The organism is Mycolicibacterium sp. XJ870, from assembly GCF_053483975.1.
Window position 1 is genome coordinate 193,413 of sequence record NZ_JBEFTI010000002.1, and the last position, 23,121, is coordinate 216,533.

The following is a 23,121-nucleotide window of genomic DNA, read 5'->3' on the forward strand; positions in this document are numbered from 1 at the left end:
CGGACCTCCAGCACATGCTGAGAGGCGCCGACATGCGTGTGACCCGCCCTCGGGTGGCAGTACTCGGTGCGGTGCACGCGCATCCGCACGCCGACACGGATTCGATCATCCGTGCCGTACGGGAAGAACTGCCCGAGGTGTCGCATCAGGCCGTGTACGACTCGCTGCATGCGTTGACCGCAGCGCGCCTGGTGCGGCGCATCCAGCCGTCAGGCTCCGTGGCTCGTTATGAGTCACGGATCGGCGACAACCACCACCACGTCGTATGCCGATCGTGCGGTGCCATCGCCGACGTCGACTGCGCGGTCGGGGCAGCCCCCTGCCTGACCGCGTCCGAGGATCACGGCTTCTCGATCGACGAAGCCGAGGTCGTCTACTGGGGCACCTGCCCCGAATGCTCCACCGCGCCAAGAAGATAACAACCCTTAACCGACAGCCCCGGAAAGGATTTCCATGGCCGAAACACACCCCCCGATTGGTGAGGCCCAAACCGAGCCCGCCGAAACCGGCGGTTGCCCGATGCGCATCAAGCCGCCCGTCGAGGGTGGCAGCAACCGGGATTGGTGGCCCAATGCGGTCAATCTGAAGATCCTGCAGAAGGATCCCGAGGCCATCAATCCGATGGACGAGGGATATGACTACCGCGAAGCCGTGCAGACGCTCGACTTCGAGCAGTTCCAAAAGGATTTCGACGAGCTGTTGACGAACTCGCAGGACTGGTGGCCCGCCGACTTCGGCCACTACGGTCCGCTGTTCGTCCGGATGTCATGGCATTCCGCGGGCACGTATCGCGTCGAGGACGGCCGCGGCGGCGGTGGCAAGGGCATGCAGCGCTTCGCCCCGCTGAACAGCTGGCCGGACAACGTCAGCCTGGACAAGGCCCGCCGCCTGCTGTGGCCGCTGAAGAAGAAGTACGGCAAGAAGATCTCGTGGTCTGACCTCATCGTCTACGCAGGCAACCGGGCGATGGAGCACATGGGCTTCAAGACCGCGGGCTTCGCGTTCGGCCGCCCGGATTACTGGGAGCCCGAGGAGGACATCTACTGGGGCGCCGAGGCGGAGTGGCTCGGCTCGCAGGATCGGTACGCCGGGGCCAACGGTGACCGGACCAAGCTGGAGAACCCGCTGGGCGCCAGCCACATGGGCCTGATCTACGTGAATCCGGAAGGCCCCGAAGGCAATCCGGATCCGGTCGCCGCGGCAATCGACATCCGCGAGACCTTCGGCCGGATGGCGATGAACGACATCGAGACCGCCGCGCTGATCGTCGGTGGCCACACCTTCGGCAAGACCCACGGTGCCACCGAGGTCGAGAATGGCGTGGAGCCCGAAGCGGCACCGCTCGAGCAGATGGGCCTGGGCTGGAGCAACTCCGGCGTCGGCAACGACACCGTCAGCAGCGGCCTCGAGGTGACCTGGACCCACACTCCGACCAAGTGGGACAACTCCTTCCTGGAAATCCTCTACGGCAACGAGTGGGAGCTGTTCAAGAGCCCGGCCGGCGCCAACCAGTGGAAGCCCAAGGACAACGGCTGGGCCAACTCGGTTCCGATGGCGCAGGGCACCGGCAAGACGCACCCGTCGATGCTGACCACCGACCTGTCGATGCGGATGGACCCGATCTACGGTGAGATCACCCGCCGCTGGCTGGATCACCCCGAAGAGCTGGCCGAGGAGTACGCCAAGGCCTGGTTCAAGCTGCTGCACCGCGACATGGGACCCGTCACTCGTTACCTCGGTCCGCTGGTGCCCCAGCAGACCTGGCAGTGGCAGGACGTCACCCCCGCCGGCAACGCCAACCTGTCCGCCGCTGACGTCGCCACCCTCAAGGCTGCGATCGCGGAGTCGGGTCTGACTGTGCCGCAGCTGGTTTCGACCGCGTGGAAGGCTGCGTCGTCGTACCGCGACAGCGACATGCGTGGCGGTGCCAACGGTGGCCGCATTCGGCTGCAGCCGCAGCTGGGCTGGGAGGCCAACGAGCCCGACGAGCTGGCTCAGGTGATCAGCAAGCTCGAGGAGATCCAAACGTCGTCGGGCATCAACGTGTCGTTCGCCGACATCGTCGTGCTCGCCGGCAACGTGGGTATCGAAACCGCCGCCAAGGCAGCAGGTTTCGACGTCGAGGTGCCGTTCACCCCGGGTCGTGGCGACGCCACTCAGGAGCAGACCGACGTCGAGTCGTTCTCCTACCTGGAGCCCAAGGCCGACGGCTTCCGCAACTATGCGGGCAAGGGCCTGCAGTTCCCGGCCGAGTACCACCTCATCGACCGGGCCAACCTGCTGAACCTGTCGGCGCCCGAGATGACGGTGCTGGTCGGTGGCCTGCGGGCGCTTGACACCAACTTCGGCGGCACCAAGCTCGGTGTGCTCACCGACAAGCCGGGGCAGCTGACGAACGACTTCTTCGTCAACCTGACCGACATGGGCGTCAAGTGGGAGCCTTCGCCGGCTGACGACGGCACCTACGTCGGCAAGGACCGTGCCACCGGCGAGCAGAAGTACACGGCCAGCCGTGTCGACCTGCTGTTCGGCTCGAACTCGCAGTTGCGGGCACTGGCCGAGGTGTACGCGGAGGACGACGCGAAGGAGAAGTTCGTCAAGGACTTCGTCGCGGCCTGGGTCAAGGTGTCCGACGCCGACCGCTTCGACGTCAAGAAGTGACAGCCTGACGCTGAATTACCTGGACGCCCAGGTCGGCCTGTTGGCCGGCCTGGGCGTTCGGCCGTTGCAGGAGTGCCACACGGTACCCTCGTCACGATGTCCCCGAGGCTTGGAGCTGCGCTAGATGGTGTTCGACGCCGTAGGTAACCCCCAGACGATTCTGCTGCTCGGCGGCACCTCTGAGATCGGGCTGGCGATCTGTGAGCGCTATCTGCGCAATGCCTCGGCCAAGGTGATCCTGGCCGCACTGCCCGATGACCCGGGCCGCGACGACGCCGCGGCCCAGATGCGCAAAGCCGGTGCCAGTTCGGTGGAGGTCATCGACTTCGACGCCGTTGACACCGCAAGCCATCCCGCGGTGATCGACAAGGCCTTCGCCGGCGGTGCCGGCAATTCAGCATCAGCCGAGAAAGACGTGGATGTGGCCATCGTCGCATTCGGCCTGCTCGGCGACGCCGAGGAGCTGTGGCAGAACCAGCGCAAGGCCGTTCAGATCGCCCAGATCAATTACACCGCAGCGGTTTCCGTAGGTGTCCTGCTCGGCGAGAAGATGCGTGCGCAGGGCTGGGGCCAGATCATCGCGATGAGCTCGGCCGCCGGTGAGCGGGTACGACGGTCCAACTTCGTCTACGGCTCCACCAAGGCCGGCCTCGACGGCTTCTACCTGGGCCTCGGTGAAGCCCTGAAAGAGTACGGGGTTCGGGTCTTGGTCATCCGGCCCGGCCAGGTGCGCACCCGGATGAGTGCCCACGTCAAAGAAGCACCGCTGACCGTCGACAAGGAGTACGTCGCCGATCTGGCGGTCACCGCGTCGGCGAAGGGCAAGGATCTGGTCTGGGCGCCCGGTGCGTTCCGGTACGTGATGATGGTGTTGCGGCATATCCCGCGGCCCATCTTCCGCAAGCTCCCCATCTGATGCCTGCGGCGTCCCGCGTACTCGGCCAGATGCTGATCGCCGTGCTGATCGCCTCGGCGGTGGCCGGGATCGCGATCGCGGCGATCGCCCGGGTGGAATGGCCGGCGTACAACACCTCCAACCAACTGCACGCGCTCACCACGGTGGGGCAATTCGGTTGCCTGGCAGGGCTTTTCGCGGCGGGCCTGATCTGGCGGCGGGGGCGCCGGACGCTGGCCCGGTTGGCCGCGCTGATATTCGTGTCCGCGTTCTCGGTGGTGACGCTGGCGATGCCGCTGGGCGCCACCAAGCTGTACCTGTTCGGGGTTTCGGTCGACCAGCAGTTCCGCACCGAGTACCTGACCCGGTTCGCCGATACCCCCGGCCTGCACGACATGACCTATATCGGGCTGCCACCGTTCTACCCGGCAGGCTGGTTCTGGATGGGCGGCAGGATCGCCGCGGCGACCGGCACGCCGGCGTGGGAGATGTTCAAGCCGTGGGCCATCGTCTCCATCACCATTGCCGTGGCGCTCGCACTCGTGTTGTGGGCGGCCATGATCCGTTTCGAGTACGCGCTCATCGTCACAACGGCGAGCACCGCGGCGATGCTGGCGTACGCCTCGGCCGAGCCGTACGCCGCCATCATCACCGTGCTGTTGCCGCCCATTTTCGTGTTGGCCTGGTCGGGCTTGCGCGGGCATACGCGCGCGGGTGGGTGGGCGGCGATCGTCGGCGTCGGGATCTTCCTCGGGATCGCCGCACTGTTCTACACGCTGCTGCTGGCCTACTGCGCCTTCACGCTGACGATCATGGCGGTGGGCCTGGCCGTCGCCCGCCGGCATTGGGACCCGCTGCTGCGCCTGGCTGTCATCGCGGTGATCTCCGGAGCGATAGCACTGCTCACCTGGGCCCCGTACCTGCTGGCCGCGCTGCGCGGCGAACCGGCCGAATCCGGCACCGCCCAGCACTATCTGCCCGACGCGGGTGCGTCACTCGAGTTCCCGATGCTGCGGTTCACCCTTCTCGGTGCCCTGTGCATGGTGGGCACCTTGTGGCTGGTGGTGCGCGCGCGGTCGTCGACGCGGGCGGGCGCGCTGGCCATCGCCGTGCTTGCCGTCTACGCCTGGTCGCTGCTGTCCATGCTCACCACGCTCGCAGGCACCACGTTGTTGTCGTTCCGCTTGCAGCCCACGCTCACCGTGCTGCTGACCACCGCAGGCGCGTTCGGGTTCGTCGAGGCGACGCTGGCGATCGCGCGGCGCTACCAGCCTTCCAGCGGGCATCGAGTCGTCGTCGCGGCGACTGCGCTCGGAGTGATCGGAGCCGTCACCTTCAGCCAGGACATCCCCGACGTGCTGCGGCCCGACATCAATGTGGCCTACACCGACACCGACGGCACCGGCCAACGAGCGGATCGCCGACCTCCGGGGGCCGAGAGGTACTACCGCGAGATCGACGCCAAGATCCTCGACGTCACCGGCGTGCCCCGCAATCAGACCGTGGTGCTCACCGCCGACTACAGCTTCCTGTCCTACTACCCCTATTACGGGTTCCAGGGGTTGACGTCGCACTACGCCAACCCGCTGGCACAGTTCGACAAGCGGGCCGAGGCCATCGAATCGTGGGCCACGCTGACCAGTGCGGACCAGTTCATCAAAGCGCTCGACGAACTGCCGTGGGAACCGCCCGAGGTGTTCTTGATGCGGCACGGCGCGAACGACACCTACACACTGCGGTTGGCGTCCGACGTGTACCCGAACCAGCCCAATGTGCGGCGCTATCACATCCAATTGGACTCGGCGCTGTTCGACGATCCCCGGTTCGAGGTGTCCGACGTCGGACCGTTCGTGCTCGCGATCAGGAAGCCGACACCCGATGGCCATTAGTTCCGACGCAGATGCGCCGTTAGCATCAAAGCCCGTGACCGCTGTGGGCCGCAACCACCACACCGCGCGTTTCATCGCGATCGTCGCGGGCTTGCTCGGTGTCTTGATGGCCGTGGCGACTCCGCTGCTCCCGGTGAAGCAGACCACTGCCGAACTCAACTGGCCACAGAACGGCGTCTGGCAGAGCGTCAACGCACCGCTGATCGGCTACGTGGCCACCGACCTGACCATCACGGTGCCGTGCCAGGCGGCCGCCGGCCTGGCCGATCCCCGGGATCGGGGCCGTTCGGTACTGCTGTCGACCGTGCCCAAACAGGCCCCGAAAGCCATCGACCGCGGCCTGCTGATCGAGCGCGTCAACGACGATCTGCTGGTCATCGTCCGCAACACCCCGGTGGTCAGTGCGCCGCTGGACCAGGTGCTCAGCCCGGCCTGCCAGTCGCTGACGTTCACCGCACACGCCGACAAGGTGACGGGCGAGTTCGTCGGCCTCACCCAGGGCCCCGACGACGAGAACCCGGGGGAACCGTTGCGCGGCGAGCGCGGCGGCTACGACTTCCGCCCCCAGATCGTCGGCGTCTTCACCGACTTGTCCGGGCCGGCCCCGGAGGGCTTGAACCTCTCGGCCACCATCGACTCGCGGTACAGCACCGCTCCCACGCTGCTCAAGATGCTGGCGATGATCATCGGGGTGGCGATGACCATCATCGCGCTCGGCGCTCTGCACGTGCTGGACTCCGCCGACGGAGTGCGGCACCGCCGCTTCCTGCCGCCGCGCTGGTGGTCGCTGACGCCACTGGACGGGCTCGTCACGGCGGTGCTCGTGTGGTGGCACTTCGTCGGCTCCAACACCGCCGACGACGGCTACATCCTGACCATGGCCAGGGTGTCCGAGCACGCCGGCTACATGGCCAACTACTACCGGTGGTTCGGCACACCGGAAGCGCCGTTCGGTTGGTACTACGACCTGCTGGCGCTGTGGGCGCACGTGTCGACCGCGAGTGTGTGGATGCGGTTGCCGACGCTACTGATGGGTCTGGCGTGTTGGTGGGTGATCAGCCGCGAGGTCCTCCCCCGCCTCGGTCACGCGGTGAAGACCAACCGAGCCGCGGCGTGGACAGCGGCAGGCATGTTCCTGGCATTCTGGTTGCCGCTGAACAACGGGCTGCGCCCAGAGCCGATCATCGCGCTGGGCATCCTGTTGACCTGGTGTTCGGTGGAGCGCGGAGTGGCCACCAACCGCATGCTGCCGGTGGCCATCGCGATCATCATCGGCGCGCTGACGCTGTTCTCCGGCCCCACCGGCATCGCCGCGGTGGGTGCCTTGCTTGTGGCCGTGGGACCACTGAAAACCATTGTGGCCCGGCATACTTCGCGATTCGGCCATCTCGCACTGCTGGCCCCGATTCTGGCGGCCTGCACGGTGACCATCGTGCTGATCTTCCGCGATCAGACCCTGGCCAGCGAGCTGCAGGCCAGCACCTTCAAGTCCGCGGTCGGTCCGAGCCTGGCCTGGTTCGACGAGCACATCCGCTACTCACGGTTGTTCACCACCAGCCCGGACGGCTCGGTCGCGCGCCGGTTCGCTGTCCTGACTCTGCTTCTGGCACTGGTGGTTTCGGTGGCGATGGCGCTGCGTAAGGGCCGCATCCCAGGCACCGCGGCCGGGCCGAGCCGACGCATCGTCGGTATCACGATCATCTCGTTCTTCGCCATGATGTTCACCCCCACCAAGTGGACCCACCACTTCGGCGTGTTCGCCGGCCTGGCCGGATCGCTCGGTGCGCTCGCCGCCGTCGCAGTCACCGCGGCGGCCATGAAATCCCGGCGCAACCGGGCGATGTTCGCTGCTGCCGTGCTGTTCGTGATGGCACTCTCGTTCGCCACCGTCAACGGCTGGTGGTACGTGTCCAACTTCGGCGTGCCTTGGTCGAATTCCTTCCCGGAGTGGAAGTTCGGGTTCACCACGGTCCTGCTGGCGCTCGCGGTGCTGGCCCTGCTGGGAGCGGCCTGGTTCCACTTCAGCGGCCGCGACAAGTCTCCGGACGGCCCGCAGCGCCGATGGCAACGGATCGTGCAGTCACCGCTGGCCATCGCGGCGTGGGCGCTGGTGATGTTCGAAGTGCTGTCGCTGACGCTGGCCATGACCGACCAGTACCCGGCCTGGTCCGTCGGGCGCTCCAATCTTGAGGCGCTCGCCGGCAAAGGCTGCGGGCTGGCCAACGACGTCATGGTCGAGGAGAACGCGAACGCCGGCATGCTGACACCCGTCGGCGAGCCACCCGGCGAGGCACTCGGCGCGGTCACCTCGCAGGGCTTCGGACCCAACGGCATCCCGTCGGACGTCTCCGCCGACCCGGTGATGGATCAGCCCGGCTCCGACAACTTCGCCGACTCCGACTCCGAGACCGCGAACGGGGCCAACGGCACCGAAGTCGGCACCGAGGGCGGAACCACCGCAGCAGCAGGCGTCAACGGATCCCGGGCGAGGCTCCCGTACGGACTCAATCCCGCCAGCACCCCGGTGCTCGGGAGTTGGCGCGCCGGCACGCAACAACCCGCGGTCATGCGCTCGGCCTGGTATCGGCTACCCGACCGCGATCAGGCCGGCCCGTTGCTCGTGGTGTCCGCGGCGGGACGGTTCGATCCCGGCGAGGTCGTGGTCCAGTGGGCCGACGATGACGGGGTCGCCGCCGACGAGCCCGGCGGCGGCATCGGCTTCGCCGACGTCGGCGCGGCTCCGGCGTGGCGCAACCTGCGCGCGCCGCTGGCGGCCATCCCGCGCGAAGCCACCCACATCCGCCTGGTGGCCTCCGACGACGACCTTTCGCCGCAACACTGGATCGCGCTGACCCCGCCGCGTATCCCGGAGCTGCGCACCCTGCAACAAGTGGTCGGTTCGCAGGATCCGGTGCTGCTCGACTGGCTCGTCGGCCTGGCCTTCCCCTGCCAGCGACCATTCGGGCATCAGTACGGCGTCACCGAGGTGCCCAAGTGGCGGATCCTTCCGGACAGGTTCGGCGCTGAAGCCAACTCTCCGGTGATGGACTACCTCGGCGGCGGACCGCTCGGAATCTCCGAGCTGCTGCTGCGCCCATCTTCGGTGCCGACCTATCTCAAGGACGACTGGTTCCGTGACTGGGGATCTCTGCAGCGGTTGACGCCCTGGTATCCGAATGCCGAACCGGCCCGCCTGGACCTCGGGACCACGACGCGCAGTGGGCTGTGGAGCCCGGCGCCGCTGCGGCTGAGCTGAGGTAGGTCGGCAGGGGAAACCGGCCTTCACATCGTGGTCGCATAACATCGAGCCTCGTGCCATCCCGTGAACCAAACGATCGAGTTGTCGGCATCGCACGCCTGATCGCCGTCCTCGCAGGTATCGCGGGTGTGGTGTTGTGCGGGCTCGTGCCGCTGTTGCCGGTCCAACAGACCACCGCGACCATCCAGTGGCCGCAAGGCACCGGCACCGACGGCAACGTCACCGAGGTGACCGCCCCGCTGGTAGCGGGTGCGCCCAAATCACTCGACGTCACGATCCCGTGCCGCACCGTCGCCACGATGCCTCCCGACGGCGGGGTGGTGTTCTCCACGAACCCCGCGGGCGGCATCGAAGCCGGCCGCAACGGCATGTTCGTTCGCGCCAACGCCGACGTCGTCTACGTGGCGTTCCGCGACACCGTCGCCGCCGTCGCCCCCAGAGACGCAGTGAACTCCGGCGCCTGCAGCGAGATCCGCGTGTGGGCCAACGTCGGTGCGGTCGGCGCCGACTTCGTCGGCATTCCCGGCGCCACCGGCACCGTGTCACTCGACAAGCGGCCCCAGGTCACTGGCGCATTCACCGACCTTGAGGTCGCGCCGCAGCCGGGTCTTTCCGCGCGGGTGGACGTCGACACCCGGTTCATCACCTCCCCGAGCCCGCTGAAGCTGCTCGTGATGGTGCTCGGCGTCCTGTGCGTGGTGGCATCGATCGTCGCGCTGATCCTGCTCGACCGTGTCGGCGGCCGGCGGCCCCCGCGCAGCCGTGGCCGCGTCGGGTTGTGGACCTGGCTGACCGACGCAGGCGTGATCGGCGGTCTGCTCGTCTGGCACGTCGTCGGCGCCCTGTCCTCCGATGACGGCTACAACCTCACCATCGCCCGGGTGTCCTCGGAGGCGGGCTACTCCGCCAACTACTACCGCTACTTCGGTGCCACCGAAGCACCGTTCGACTGGTATCAGAGCGTCCTGGCCCAGTTGGCGGCGTTCAGCACCGACAGCGTCTGGATGCGGGTGCCCGCAACGGCAGCGGCGATCGGGACGTGGCTCATCATCAGCCGCGCCATCCTGCCAAGGATCGGCAGGCGCGTGGCGGCCAACCGGGTGGCGGTATTGACCGCGGCCGCGACGTTCCTCGCGGCGTGGCTGCCTTTCAACAACGGATTGCGGCCCGAACCGCTCATCGCGTTCGCGGTCGTCGCGGTGTGGATGCTGGTCGAGAACGCCATCGGGACGCGGCGGTTGTGGCCCGCGGCCGTCGCGATCGTCATCGCGATGTTCTCCGTCACGCTCGCCCCGCAGGGCCTGATCGCGTTGGCCCCGCTGCTCGTCGGCGCCCGCGCCATCGGACGCATCGTGGCCGCGCGCCGCGGCAGCGACGGCATCCTGGCCTCGCTGGCCCCGCTCGCCGCATCCGCTGCGCTGGTCTTCGTCATCGTGTTCCGTGACCAGACGCTGGCCACAGTCGCCGAGGCGGTGCGCATCAAATACGAGGTGGGGCCGACCATCCCCTGGTACCAGGAGTTCCTGCGGTACTACTTCCTCACTGTCGAGGACAGTGTCGACGGCTCACTGACCCGCCGGTTCGCGGTACTGGTTCTGCTGCTCTGCGTGGTCGGGCTGATCATGGTGCTCCTGCGACGCGGTCGGGTGCCCGGCGCCGTCAGCGGACCCGTCTGGCGGCTGGCGGGTTCGACGGCCATCGGACTGCTGCTGCTGACGCTCACGCCGACGAAGTGGGCCGTGCAGTTCGGCGCATTCGCCGGCCTGGCGGGAGCCATCGGCGGGGTCACGGCATTCGCGTTCGCGCGCGTCGGACTGCACAGCCGCCGCAACCTGGCGCTGTACGTGACCGCGCTGCTGTTCATCCTGGCCTGGTCGACGTCGGGCATCAACGGCTGGTTCTACACCGGCAACTACGGCGTTCCGTGGTTCGACAAGCAACCGGTCATCATCGGCTTCCCGGTCACCACGATCTTCCTGGTGTTGGCCATCGCGGGCGGCCTGCTCACCGGCTGGTTGCACTTCCGGATCGACTACTCCGGCCACACCCAGGTCGCCGACACCGGCCGCAACCGCGCGCTCGCGTCGACTCCGCTTCTCATCGTCGCCACCATCATGGTGGTGCTGTCGGTGGGTTCGATGCTCAAGGCGACGGCCGGCCGCTACCCCACCTACACCACCGGCGCGGCCAACCTTGCGGCGCTGCGGTCCGGGCTCTCCGAGGACAGTTGCGCCATGGCCGACGCCGTTCTCGTCGAGGCCGACCCCAACGCAGGCATGCTGCAACCGGTCCCCGGTCAGAGCTTCGGCGAGTACGGCCCGCTCGGCGGCGAGGATCCCGTCGGATTCAATCCGAACGGCGTCAGCGACACCCTCGAGCCCGCAGAACCGGTGGCGGCCAATCCCGGCACCGTCAACTCCGACGGCCCCGTCGACAAACCCAACATCGGTGTCGGCTACACCGCAGGCACCGGCGGCGGCTACGGCCCCGAGGGCGTCAACGGATCCCGGGTGTTCTTGCCCTTCGGCCTCGACCCCGAGCGGACTCCGGTGATGGGCAGCTTCGACGAGAACACGACGGCTGCCGAGGCCACCTCGGCCTGGTACCAGCTGCCGCCACGCACGCCCGACCGGCCGCTGGTAACCGTCGCCGCCGCAGGCGCCATCTGGTACTACGAGGAAGATGGGTCGTTCAATTACGGCCAGTCGCTCAAGCTGCAATGGGGTGTGACGCGGCCAGACGGCACGTATCAGGCACTCAATGAGGTGCAGCCGATCGACATCTTCCAGCAGAAGGCGTGGCGCAACCTGCGCTTCCCTTTGACCACGGCACCGCCCGAGGCCAACGTCGCGCGCATCGTCGCCGATGACCCGAACCTGTCGGAAGACCAGTGGTTCGCCTTCACGCCGCCGCGAGCGCCGGTGCTGCAGACCGCCCAGCAGTTCCTCGGCAGCCAGACCCCGGTGCTGATGGACATCGCCACCGCCGCGAACTTCCCGTGCCAGCGGCCGTTCGCCGAACGTCTCGGCATCGCGGAGGTGCCGGAGTACCGCATCATCCCGAACTTCAAGCAGATGGTGGCGTCGTCGAATCAGTGGCAGTCCGCCGCCGACGGCGGGCCGTTCCTGTTCATCCAGGCGCTGTTGCGGACCGAGGCGATCCCGACGTACCTGCGCGACGACTGGTACCGGGACTGGGGCTCGCTTGAGCGCTACATCAGGGTGGTGCCGCAGAATCAGGCGCCCGACGCCGTCATCGAGGAAGGGTCGACGCGAGTGTTCGGTTGGAGTCGCGGCGGACCGATCAGGGCCCTCCCATGAGCGGCGACGTCAGGATCGCGCGCTGGGTCGCCACGATCGCCGGTCTGCTCGGTTTCGTGGCCGCCGTGGCGACGCCGCTGCTGCCCGTCACGCAGACGACGGCCACGCTGAACTGGCCCCAGCAGGGCCAGCTGACCAATGTCACCGCGCCGCTCATCACGCAGGCCCCGGTGAGCCTCACTGCGACGGTCCCCTGCGCGGTCGTGCGCGACATGCCGGCCGACGGTGGCCTGGTGTTCGGCACCGCACCCGCCGAAGGCCGTGACGCCGCGCTCAACGCGATGCTCGTCAACGTCACGCAGTCACGCGTCGACGTCATCGTGCGCAACGTCGTCGTCGCCAGCGTGAACCGGGACCGGGTCGCCGGTCCCGACTGTCAGCGCATCGAGATCACGTCGACGACCGACGGCACCTTCGCCGATTTCGTCGGACTGACTCAGGTTTCCGGCGACGACGCCGGTCAACCGCAGCTCACCGGCTACGACGACCCGAACCTGCGCCCCGCCATCGTCGGGGTGTTCACCGACCTGACCGGGCCTGCGCCGCAAGGGCTGTCGATGTCGGCGGTCATCGACACACGGTTCACCACCCATCCGACGGCCCTCAAGCTCGCGGCGATGCTGCTGTCGATCGTCTCGACCGTCGTCGCCCTGCTCGCGCTGTGGCGTCTGGACCGGCTGGACGGCCGGCGCATGCACCGCCTGATCCCGACCCGCTGGCGCACGTTCACGCCCGTTGACGTCGTCGTTGTCGGTGGTTCGGTGCTCTGGTACATCATCGGCGCGAACTCCTCCGATGACGGCTACCAGATGCAGATGGCCCGCACCGCCGACCACGCCGGCTACATGGCCAACTACTTCCGGTGGTTCGGCAGTCCAGAAGATCCGTTCGGCTGGTACTACAACCTGCTGGCGCTGATGACGCACGTCAGCGACGCCAGCATCTGGATCCGCCTGCCGGATCTGGTGTGCGCGTTGATCTGCTGGCTGCTGCTGTCGCGAGAGGTGCTGCCTCGACTCGGGCCCGCCGTGGCGGCCAGCAGGCCCGCACTGTGGGCGGCCGGGCTGGTGCTGCTGGCGGCGTGGATGCCGTTCAACAACGGCCTGCGCCCAGAAGGCCAGATCGCCACCGGTGCGCTGATCACCTACGTGTTGATCGAACGGGCCATCGTCTCCGGCCGCATGACACCGGCCGCGCTGGCCACGCTGACCGCGGCGTTCACCCTCGGGATCCAGCCGACCGGCCTGATCGCGGTGGCCGCGCTGCTCGCCGGCGGCCGACCGATCCTGCGCATCGTGATGCGCCGCCGCCGCGTCGTCGGGACGTGGCCGCTCATCGCGCCGCTGCTGGCTGCAGGCACGGTGATCCTGGCCGTGGTGTTCGCCGACCAGACATTCGCAACGGTGCTGGAGGCCACCAGGATTCGCACGGCAATCGGCCCCGCTCAGGAGTGGTGGACCGAGAACCTGCGCTACTACTACCTGATCCTGCCGACCACCGATGGCGCGATTTCGCGACGCGTGGCATTCGTGTTCACCGCGATGTGCCTGTTCCCGGCGCTGTTCATGATGTTGCGGCGCAAGCGCGTCGCGGGGGTGGCACGGGGCCCGGCCTGGCGACTGATGGGCATCATCTTCGCCACCATGTTCTTCCTGATGTTCACGCCCACCAAGTGGATTCACCACTTCGGGCTGTTCGCCGCCGTGGGCGGTGCGATGGCCGCGCTCACGACCGTCCTGGTGTCACCGGCGGTGCTGCGGTCGGCGCGTAACCGGATGGCGTTCCTGTCGCTGGTGTTGTTCGTGCTGGCGTTCTGCCTCGCGTCGACCAACGGTTGGTGGTACGTCTCGAACTTCGGTGTGCCGTTCAACAATTCGGTGCCCGAAATCGGTGGTGTCACGGTCAGTGCGGTGTTCTTCGCGCTGTCGGTGATCGCCGCACTGTGGGCGTTCTGGTTACACGTGTCGGGACGCGGTGAGTCTCGTGTCGCCGATCGGTTGACCGCAGCACCCGTCCCGTGGGCTGCCGGTTTCATGGTTCTCGTCTTCATCGCGTCCATGGTGATCGGTGTGGTGCGCCAGTATCCGACGTACTCCAACGGGTGGGCCAATGCTCGCGCATTCGCCGGCGGCTGCGGCCTGGCCGACGACGTCCTGGTCGAACCCGACTCCAACGCAGGCTTCCTGGCCGCCCTGCCCGGCAATTACGGGCCGCTCGGCCCGCTGGGTGGAGAAGGCCCGACGGGCTTCTCCCCCAACGGCGTTCCCGACCGCATCATCGCCGAAGCCATCAGGCTCAACAACCCGCAGCCGGGAACCGACTACGACTGGACTCAGTCCGTCAAGCTGGACCGGCCCGGCATCAACGGCTCCACCGTGCCACTGCCCTATGGCCTTGACCCGGCGCGCGTCCCGATCGCCGGCACGTATTCGCTTGAGGCACAGCAGGAGAGCAAGCTGGCATCGGCGTGGTATGAGCTGCCCGCCGCCGACGATGCTCATCCCCTTGTGGTCATCACGGCCGCGGGCACGATCACGGGAACCAGTGTCGCCGAAGGCCTGACGACCGGCCAGACCGTCGAACTCGAGTACGCGCGTCGCGGACCTGACGGCGCACCCGTGCCGGCAGGACGGGTCAAGCCGTACGACGTCGGCCCGACGCCGTCGTGGCGCAACCTGCGCTACCCGCGCGCGGAAATCCCCGCCGATGCCGTGGCAGTACGGGTGATCGCCGAGGACCTGTCGCTGAGCCAGGGCGACTGGATCGCCGTCACGCCGCCGCGCGTGCCCGAGGTCCGGTCCGTGCAGGAGTATGTCGGATCCTCCCAGCCCGTCCTCCTCGACTGGGCGGTCGGATTGGCGTTCCCGTGCCAGCAGCCGATGCTGCACGCGAACGGGGTGACCGAGGTGCCGAAGTTCAGGATCTCGCCGGACTACTACGCAAAGCTGCAGAGCACCGACACGTGGCAGGACGGCATCAACGGCGGCCTACTCGGCATCACCGACCTGCTGTTGCGGGCTTCGGTGATGTCGACGTACCTGTCGCAGGACTGGGGCCAGGACTGGGGCTCGCTGCGCAGGTTCGACACCATCGTCGATGCCCAACCCGCACAGATCGAGCTCGGCGAGGCCACCCACAGCGGGCTCTACAAGCCCGGCCGGATCCGCATCGGCCCGTAAGTACCCCCATTGTTTGCGCGACCGTGCGCGTCTGTTGCCCGACACACCGTGTTTAGGCAGCAGTTCGCGCACGCTCGCGAGGGATGACCGCGCTAGATGTGCTGCTTTGCGTCCTCGTACGAACCGGTGGGTGCGGAGTCGTCGCGGCTGTAGACAAGATTGACAACGCCGGTGCTGAAGGCCTTGGAGCTCAACAGTTTCAGCGGGATGGTCTGGCCTTTCTCGAACAGCCGCATGCCCTTGCCGACCACGATCGGATGCACCAAGAGGTGCAGCTCGTCGAGCAGGCCGGCGGCCAGTAGCTGACGTACCACCGACACGGATCCGCTCATCGCGATGTCCCCGCCGTCCTCGTCCTTCAGCGCGGCGACCGCTTCAACAAGATCGCCCTTGAGTTGTTCTGAATTGCGCCAGGTGAATTCGAGATCGTGGTGGGAGACGACGATCTTGCGGGCATCGCCGAGCTTCTTGGCGAACTCGGCGTCCTCACCGCCCTCGGCTTCCCGGTCGGGCCAGGCCTCGGCGAAGCTGTCATAGGTGTCTCGGCCCAGCAGGATGGTGTCGGCAGCGCCCAATTGCGCATCGACGGCGGCACCCATCTCGTCGTTGAAATACGGGAAATGCCATTGGTCGGGCGCCTCGACGACGCCGTCAGCTGCGATGAACAAGCCTGCGGTGATCTTTCTCATGCAGGTACGACCTTGGCGGGCCACAGAACTCATCGCCACGCCCAGCCAACAACGGTGGCCTGTGGGCTACCTGTGGACAAGGCTGACGCGGGTGGGCAGTCGCCGCAGTTCAGACAACCACGAGCCGCTCAAAGCAAAGTCACGCTGGCGCGCGACGAGCGTGCGCGGAATGCTGACCGAACACGGCGCGCCTGGCAGCAGACACGCACGCTCGCGGGGCTAGGGGCTAGGGGCTAGGGGCTAGGGGGCTCGCGGGGCTACGGGGCTAGCGCTCGTTAGATGGGTGTCAGGCCGTGCTTGCGCTGCACGCGCTGGTGGTTTTGCTTGTCCCGCAACAGGTGTAGTGACTTGCGCAGCAGCAGCCGGGTCTCGTGCGGCTGGATGACCGCGTCGATGAAGCCGCGCTCGGCAGCGATCCACGGCGTGGCCATGTTGAGGTTGTAGCCCTCGATGAAGTCGGCGCGGATCTTCTGCACCTCGGGCGCGGTGGGATCCGGGAACCGCTTCACCAGAAGCTGCGCAGCCCCTTCGGCGCCGATCACCGCGATGCGTGCGGTCGGCCAGGCGAAGTTCAGATCAGCCGACAGCTGCTTGGAACCCATCACCGCGTACGCGCCGCCGTAGGACTTGCGGATGGTGATGGTCACCTTCGGTATGTCAGCCTCGACCACGGCGTTGAGGAAGCGGCCGCCGCGCTTGATGATGCCGCCCTTCTCCTGCTCGACACCGGGGAGGAAGCCGGGGGTGTCGACCACGAAAACCAAAGGCAGGTTGTAGGAGTCACAGAACCGGACGAAACCGGCGGCCTTGTCCGACGCCTCGTTGTCGATCGCACCGGACATGTGCATCGGCTGGTTGGCGATCACGCCGACCGTATGCCCGTCCACGCGGGCGAACGCGGTGATCATCGCCTGCCCCCGCTGCGCTGCAACGTCGAAAACGTCGCCGTCGTCGAAGATCCGCAGCAGGATCTCGTGCATGTCGTAGGCCATGTTGTCGGCGTCCGGCACGATCGAATCCAGCTCGAGATCGTGCGGGGTGACCTCAGGCTCCAGACCCGGATTGACGACGGGCGCGTCGTCAAAGGTATTGGCGGGCAGGAAGCTCAGGTAGTCGCGGACATACTCGAATGCCGCCTTCTCGTCCTCCACCACCTGGTGGATGTTGCCGTAGCGGGCCTGGGCGTCCGCGCCGCCGAGCTCATCGAGGCTGACGTCCTCACCGGTGACATCCTTGATGACGTCCGGGCCGGTGACGAACATGTAGCCCTGATCGCGCACCGCGACGACGAGATCGGTCTGGATCGGCGAATACACCGCTCCGCCAGCACATTTGCCGAGGATGATGGAAACCTCCGGCACCATGCCACGCAGCAACTCGTGGCGCCGGCCCAGCTCGGCGTACCAAGCCAGCGAGGTCACCGCGTCCTGGATGCGGGCGCCACCGGAATCGTTGATGCCGATCATCGGGCAGCCGACCATGGCCACCCACTCCATCAGCCGAGCGACCTTGCGGCCGAACATCTCACCGACCGTGCCCTGGAACACCGTCTGATCGTGGCTGAACACGCCGACCGGGCGGCCGTTGATGGTGCCGTGACCGGTGACGACACCGTCGCCGAACAATGCGTTCGGATCACCGGGGGTCTTGCACAGTGCGCCGATCTCCAGGAAGCTGCCCGGATCGAGCAGCGCATGGATGCGGGCACGCGCGCTCGGGATGCCCTTCTTCTCCCGTTTGGCGATGGCCTTCTCGCCGCCGGGTTCCTTTGCCAGCTCCAGCTTTTCGCGAAGTTCGGCAAGCAGTTCCGCGGTTGTCTTCGGGGGGTGGGTGGGGGTTGCTTCAGTCGTCACTTCGGCTCGCTCTCAGCTTCGATACGGTTCAGCGCCTCGCTCATGTGCGCACCCACCTTGGCAATGTACGGCTCATCGATGGCCTGGATGTGCTCACCCCCGATGTGCACCACCTCGAGGTCCGAGACGAATTCGCCCCAGCCGCCATCGGGCTGACGCGTGGCATACGCGGGCTCGAACACGATCGCGTCATCGTGGTAGCGATCGGCCATGTAAAGCGTGACGTGCCCGTCGTACGGCTGGATCTCGATCGTGTCGAGTGCGCGATTGTCCAGGTACGACGTGCGCTGGTGCTCGATGATGCCGCCGGGGATCTGCACCCCGCTCTCCTTGATGATGTCGAGCACGAACCTGACCTGACCCTCGTCGTCGAGTTCTTCGAGCTGCTCGTACGGGATCTCGGGGATCTCGACATTGAAGGTGCGCTCGGCAAATCGGGCGTAGCGGTCCCAGCGCTTGCGCATCTCCTCCTTGGTCTGAGGAATCGGCTCGCCGGGGCGCACGCAGTCGATCAGCCCGACGAACCGCACGTCGGCGCCGGCCTGCTTGAGGCCGATCGCACACGCGTAGGCCAGCGCCCCACCCAACGACCAACCCGTCAGCACAAACGGACCGCTGTGCATCTCCAACAACTTCGGCACGTACTCGGCGGCCCGCTCCTCGATGGAGCCCTCGACCCGCTCGATGCCGTACACCGGGGTGTCCGCAGGCAGCCGCTTCATCAGCGGTTCGTAGACGACCGTCGACCCGCCGGCCGGATGAAACACGAAGAGGGGGACGCTCGATGAGCCTTCTCGTGGTGCCCGCAGCGTGCGGACGAACCCGTCGACCACGCCTTCCTCGAGCTGATCGCGGACGGTGGTGGCCAACTCCTCGATCGTCTTCGCCGATTTCACGTCGTCGACCGTGATGATGCCTTCGGCACGTTCGGACAACCGGGCCGCCATCTTCTCGGCCGACGCATCGTCGAGTGCGGGCAGCTCATTGAAGATGCCGCCCGGCGACTTGCCGGTGACGATCGCCCACGTCGCGAACGTGACGCGTTCCGCAGCGTCACGCGGCGGCACGTCTGCGCCGAGGGCTTCGGTGACGGCCTCCTGGGTCAGCACCTTGGCAGCTGCCGCGGCGGCAGTCGCATTGCTCGGGCCGGCGGGAGCCGACGGCCCGGACGGATCCGTAGGCGGCGGCGGGAGGGCCGGGCCGTCTGGATCGGTTGGCGGCGGCGGGATCTCGAGCTTCAACTCGCCATTGTCGGCGTTGTCGGCCAGCTTGGCTTCGAGCTCGGCTACGGTGCTGGCCCCGCCCATGAGCTCGGCCTGCGCCGCGGCGATCTCCTCAGCCGTCTGCCCCTTCTGGGACTCGGCGAGTTGATCGACCTCGTCGCGGTGCTCGATCGCGTACTTGATCAGCGACTCGACGTTGTACAGGTTGGCGTCGCGCACCGCCGTCAGCTGGATGGGCGGCAGGTCGAAGTCGTACTCGACGCGGTTCTTGATCCGCACCGCCATCAGCGAGTCGAGGCCGAGCTCGATCAGCGGCACCTCCCACGGCAGGTCCTCGGGCTCGTAGCCCATGGCACCGCCGACGATGGTGCCCAGCCGCTGCGCCACGGTCTCCCCGGACTCCGGCGACCACTTGGCAAAGCCGGCACCGAGATTGGCGCCCTGGGTGAGGTTGTCGGAGAGGATCTCGACGTCTTCGTCTGCCTCCGGCACAGCCACCTCGGCGACCTCGGCCGCCGGTGCTGTCGAGCCGGCGCCGACCGCGGTCGGCAGTGCCGACGCCTGCCCGCCGCGGGTCACCAGGGCGTCGTAGACGAGAGTGAACGACTCCTCGATCCGCGCATGCACCTGCACCGTCGCACCACCGGGATGCCGCGTCAATGTGGTGACGAGCCTTGCGCCCTCGGCGGGCACCGCGCGCTGCTCGAACGCCGTCAGCTTGGCGTCCGGAAGAACCTGTACGGCAGCGGCTTTCACCAACGCAGCGAGATCGCCCGCGCCCTTGGGCACGTACTCCCACACGTGCCGGCCGTCCGGCATGGCGACGTGGTTGCCCGGCATGACCGCCGAACTGTCGCCGGTGAAGTGCGCATCCAGCCAGTGCTGCTTGCGCTTGAACCGGGTCGGCGGGATGTTCGCGAAGTCCAGTGCACCTGCCAGGCCGGTGGACCGCCGCGGGAACAGGGTCCGGAAGTCCAGGTCGTGGCCGTGCACGAACAGCTGCGCCATCGCCGAGGTCATCGACTCGACCTCGTCCTGCTTGCGGGCGAGCGTGGCCACCAGCTGTGCGTCGTGCAGCCCGGCCGAAGCCGTTGTCAACCCAACCTGCATGAGCGCCACCGGATTCGGCGCCAGCTCCAGGAAGGTGGTGTGGCCGTTGTCGACCGCGTTGCGGATGCCGTGGGTGAAGTAGACGCTGTGCCGCAGCCCCTTCTTCCAGTAGTCGACATCGTGGATGGGGTCACTGCCCGCGCGGATCAGGCTGCCCTCGTGCACAGTCGAGTAGTAGGCGATGGTCAGCGGTTTGGGCTCGATGCCCTGCAGTTCGGCGGCCAGCTCACCGATCAGTGGGTCCATCTGCTGGGTGTGGCTGGCGCCCTTGGTCTGGAATTTGCGGGCGAACTTGCCCTCCGCCTCGGCCCGCGCGATGATCGCGTCGATCTGCTCGGGCGGGCCGCCGATGACGGTCTGAGTCGGTGCGGCGTACACACAGACCTCGAGGCCCGGATAGTCGGCGAAGACCGTCTTGATCTCGTCGGCCGAGTACTCCACCAATGCCATCAGCCGGATGTACTCGCCGAACAGCATCGCCTCGCCCTCACCCATCAGGTGAGCGCGCGAGCAGATGGCGCGGGTGGCGTCGGCCAGGCTCAGCCCCCCGGCGAAGTAGGCCGCGGCGGCCTCACCGAGCGACTGTCCCACCACCGCAGCGGGTTTCGCTCCATGGTGCTTGAGCAGCTCACCGAGCGCGATCTGGATGGCGAAGATCACCGTCTGGACCACTTCGATGGGGTATTCGCAGGTCTCGTTGGTGTAGTCGACCGAGTCGTCGAGGATCAGCTCGACGATCGAATAGCCGCGTTCGTCCTGGATGTGGGCATCGACCTTGTTGATCCACTCGGCGAAGATCGGGTCACGCAGGTACAGGCTCTTGCCCATCTTGCGGTGCTGCGCACCGAATCCGGCGAGCACCCAGACCGGTCCGTTGGTGACCGGGCCGTCGGCGCTGATCACCGTCGGGTGCTGCTTGCCCTCGGCAACCGCCCGCAGGCCCTTGACCGCCTCGTCGTGGTCGTGAGCGAGCACCACTGCGCGGGACCGGCCGTGGTTGCGCCGCGACAGGGAGCGCCCGATCGATTCGAGCGACGAAGCCCGGCCCTCTTCGCTGTCGATCCAGTCGGCAAGCTCGGCCGCAGCGGCCTTCTTGCGTGAGCTCAGGAACGCCGAGATTGCCAGCGGGATTACTGAAGACGGCTTCTCTCCGGCCTTTTCGGCCGCTTCGAGCTCTTCGCGCGCGATCTCCAGCAGACGCTTGGCCTCATCGGTCAAGCCGGGAAGTTCGTGGCTCGCCTCGTCATAGACCGGGTACTCGTCGGCCTCGGGCTCATCGTGCACGAACTCGCCGTACTCGTCCATCCGCACGCCGCCGACATAGACCGCGTCAGAGTCGGCGGTCTCGGTGTCCTCAGCGACGGGCTCCGGCTCCGGTTCGGGCTCAACAAGATCCGAGGGCAGCACCTCGCGCAGCACCAGGTGGGCATTGGCCCCGCCGAAACCGAACCCGGACACACCCGCGATCGCGCGGCCGCTGTAGCGCGGCCAGTCGCTGACGGTGTCATTGACCTTGAGGTGTTCTTTGTCGAAGTCGATGTAGGGGTTGGGCCCCGCGTAGTTGATCGACGGCGGCAGCTTGTCATTGGCCAGCGCCAGCGTCATCTTGGCCAGGCTCGCCGCACCTGCGGCCGACTCCAGGTGACCCACATTGGATTTCACCGCACCCAGCAGGGCGGGCTTGTCCGCCTCGCGGCCCCGGCCGATCACTCGGCCGAGCGCGTCGGCCTCGATCGGGTCACCGAGAATGGTTCCGGTGCCGTGCGCTTCGATGTAGTCGACGTCGCGCGGATTGATCCCGGCGTCCTTGTAGGCCTTGCGCAACACCGCTTCCTGCGCATCGGGATTGGGCGCGAGCAGGCCGTTGGACCGGCCGTCGTGGTTGATGGCACTGCCCGCGATCACGGCCAAGATCTGGTCGCCGTCGCGACGGGCATCCGACACCCGCTTGAGCACCAGCATGCCGGCGCCCTCGGAACGGGCGTAGCCGTCGGCGTCCGAGGAGAACGACTTGATCCGGCCGTCGGGCGCGAGCACACCGCCGACCTCGTCGAAACCGACCGTCACCATGGGGGTGATCAACGCGTTGACACCACCGACGATCGCCACGTCGGCCTCACCGGAACGCAGCGCCTGCACACCCTGGTGGGCGGCCACCAGCGAACTGGAGCATGCGGTGTCGACCGCGACCGACGGGCCACGGAAGTCGAAGAAGTACGAAACCCGGTTGGCGATGATGGAACTCGCCGTACCGGTGATGGCATAGGGATGAGCGATCGTCGGATCGCTCATCGCCAGGAAGCTGTAGTCGTTGATCGAATTACCGACGTACACACCGACACTGGTGCCGCGCAGGCTCGACGCCGGGATGCGCGCGTGCTCAAGGGCTTCCCACGTCAGCTCGAGCGCCATGCGCTGCTGCGGGTCGATGTTGTCGGCTTCCATCTTCGACAGCGCGAAGAACTCGGAGTCGAAACCCTTGATGTCGGACAGGTAGCCGCCGCGGGTGCGGGCCTTGCCGACGCGCTCGGCGATGCGTGGCTCGTCGAGGAACTCCTCCCACCGGCCGTCGGGCAGATCGGTGATGCAGTCCTTACCGGCGAGCAGGGCCTCCCACATCTCGTCGGGGGTGTTCAGGTCGCCAGGGAAGCGGGTGGCCACACCGACGATCGCGATGTCCTCGACGTCGCGGTCACGGGACCAGTCCTCGTTCTCGTCGACCACGGGCTCCGGTTCGCCCTCGATGATCACGGTGGCCAGCGACTCGATCGTGGGGTTGCGGAACACCACCGTGGCGGTCAGCGTGACACCGGTGAGGTCCTCGATGTCGCTGGCCATCGCCACCGCATCGCGCGAGGACAGGCCGAGCTCGACCATGGGGACGGACTCGTCGATCGCGTCTGCCGATTGCCCGGTCGCATTGGCCACCCACTTGCGTAGCCACTCGCGCATCTCGTTGACGCTCATGTCCGGGCGGGATCCCGGTTGGACCGCGGGCTCGGTAGTCTCTGGAAGATTCGAATTGCTTTGTGCTTCATCCATG

At 67.2% G+C, this 23,121-nt stretch carries 10 protein-coding genes; 7 read left to right on the forward strand and 3 right to left on the reverse strand.

Going from position 1 to position 23,121, the window contains the following annotated elements; genetic code table 11:
• Positions 1–14: 14 nt before the first annotated feature.
• The 7 genes from ABQF30_RS12375 (at position 15) to ABQF30_RS12405 (ending at position 15,203) form a co-directional block, all read left to right on the forward strand.
• Positions 15–419, forward strand: a complete 405-nt coding sequence (locus ABQF30_RS12375) for a Fur family transcriptional regulator (protein ID WP_448464946.1) — start codon at positions 15–17, stop codon at positions 417–419.
• A 34-nt stretch (positions 420–453) separates the two neighbouring features.
• Positions 454–2,661, forward strand: coding sequence for a catalase/peroxidase HPI (gene katG, locus ABQF30_RS12380; RefSeq protein WP_448464003.1), 2,208 nt, complete (start codon positions 454–456; stop codon positions 2,659–2,661).
• Positions 2,662–2,785: 124 nt separating this feature from the next.
• The gene (locus ABQF30_RS12385) at positions 2,786–3,577 is read left to right on the forward strand and encodes a decaprenylphospho-beta-D-erythro-pentofuranosid-2-ulose 2-reductase (protein ID WP_448464005.1); all 792 of its coding nucleotides are present in this window, start codon (positions 2,786–2,788) and stop codon (positions 3,575–3,577) included.
• A complete protein-coding gene (locus ABQF30_RS12390; RefSeq protein WP_448464007.1) occupies positions 3,577–5,445 on the forward strand; it encodes a galactan 5-O-arabinofuranosyltransferase in 1,869 nt (622 codons plus the stop codon). Before ABQF30_RS12385 ends, ABQF30_RS12390 begins: the two co-directional genes overlap by 1 nt.
• Positions 5,435–8,701, forward strand: coding sequence for an arabinosyltransferase domain-containing protein (locus ABQF30_RS12395; RefSeq protein WP_448464009.1), 3,267 nt, complete (start codon positions 5,435–5,437; stop codon positions 8,699–8,701). Before ABQF30_RS12390 ends, ABQF30_RS12395 begins: the two co-directional genes overlap by 11 nt.
• A gap of 56 nt (positions 8,702–8,757) precedes the next feature.
• Positions 8,758–12,024 (forward strand): arabinosyltransferase domain-containing protein, encoded by a 3,267-nt coding sequence (locus tag ABQF30_RS12400; protein ID WP_448464011.1) that lies wholly within the window; start codon positions 8,758–8,760, stop codon positions 12,022–12,024.
• Positions 12,021–15,203 carry an arabinosyltransferase domain-containing protein gene (locus ABQF30_RS12405; RefSeq protein ID WP_448464013.1) on the forward strand — a complete coding sequence of 1,061 codons (3,183 nt, stop codon included), beginning with the start codon at positions 12,021–12,023 and terminating at the stop codon, positions 15,201–15,203. The genes ABQF30_RS12400 and ABQF30_RS12405 overlap by 4 nt, the downstream gene beginning before the upstream one ends.
• A 92-nt stretch (positions 15,204–15,295) precedes the next feature.
• On the opposite strand, the gene ABQF30_RS12410 is transcribed toward ABQF30_RS12405, so the two are convergent.
• The 3 genes from ABQF30_RS12410 to pks13 all read right to left on the reverse strand — a co-directional run bounded on the left by ABQF30_RS12410 (position 15,296) and on the right by pks13 (position 23,120).
• Positions 15,296–15,892, reverse strand: a complete 597-nt coding sequence (locus ABQF30_RS12410; protein ID WP_448464015.1) for a dihydrofolate reductase family protein — start codon at positions 15,890–15,892, stop codon at positions 15,296–15,298.
• 275 nt (positions 15,893–16,167) lie between these two features.
• A complete protein-coding gene (locus ABQF30_RS12415; protein ID WP_448464017.1) occupies positions 16,168–17,745 on the reverse strand; it encodes an acyl-CoA carboxylase subunit beta in 1,578 nt (525 codons plus the stop codon).
• Positions 17,742–23,120 (reverse strand): polyketide synthase Pks13, encoded by a 5,379-nt coding sequence (gene pks13, locus ABQF30_RS12420; RefSeq protein WP_448464019.1) that lies wholly within the window; start codon positions 23,118–23,120, stop codon positions 17,742–17,744. The genes ABQF30_RS12415 and pks13 overlap by 4 nt, the downstream gene beginning before the upstream one ends.
• Position 23,121: the final 1 nt, after the last annotated feature.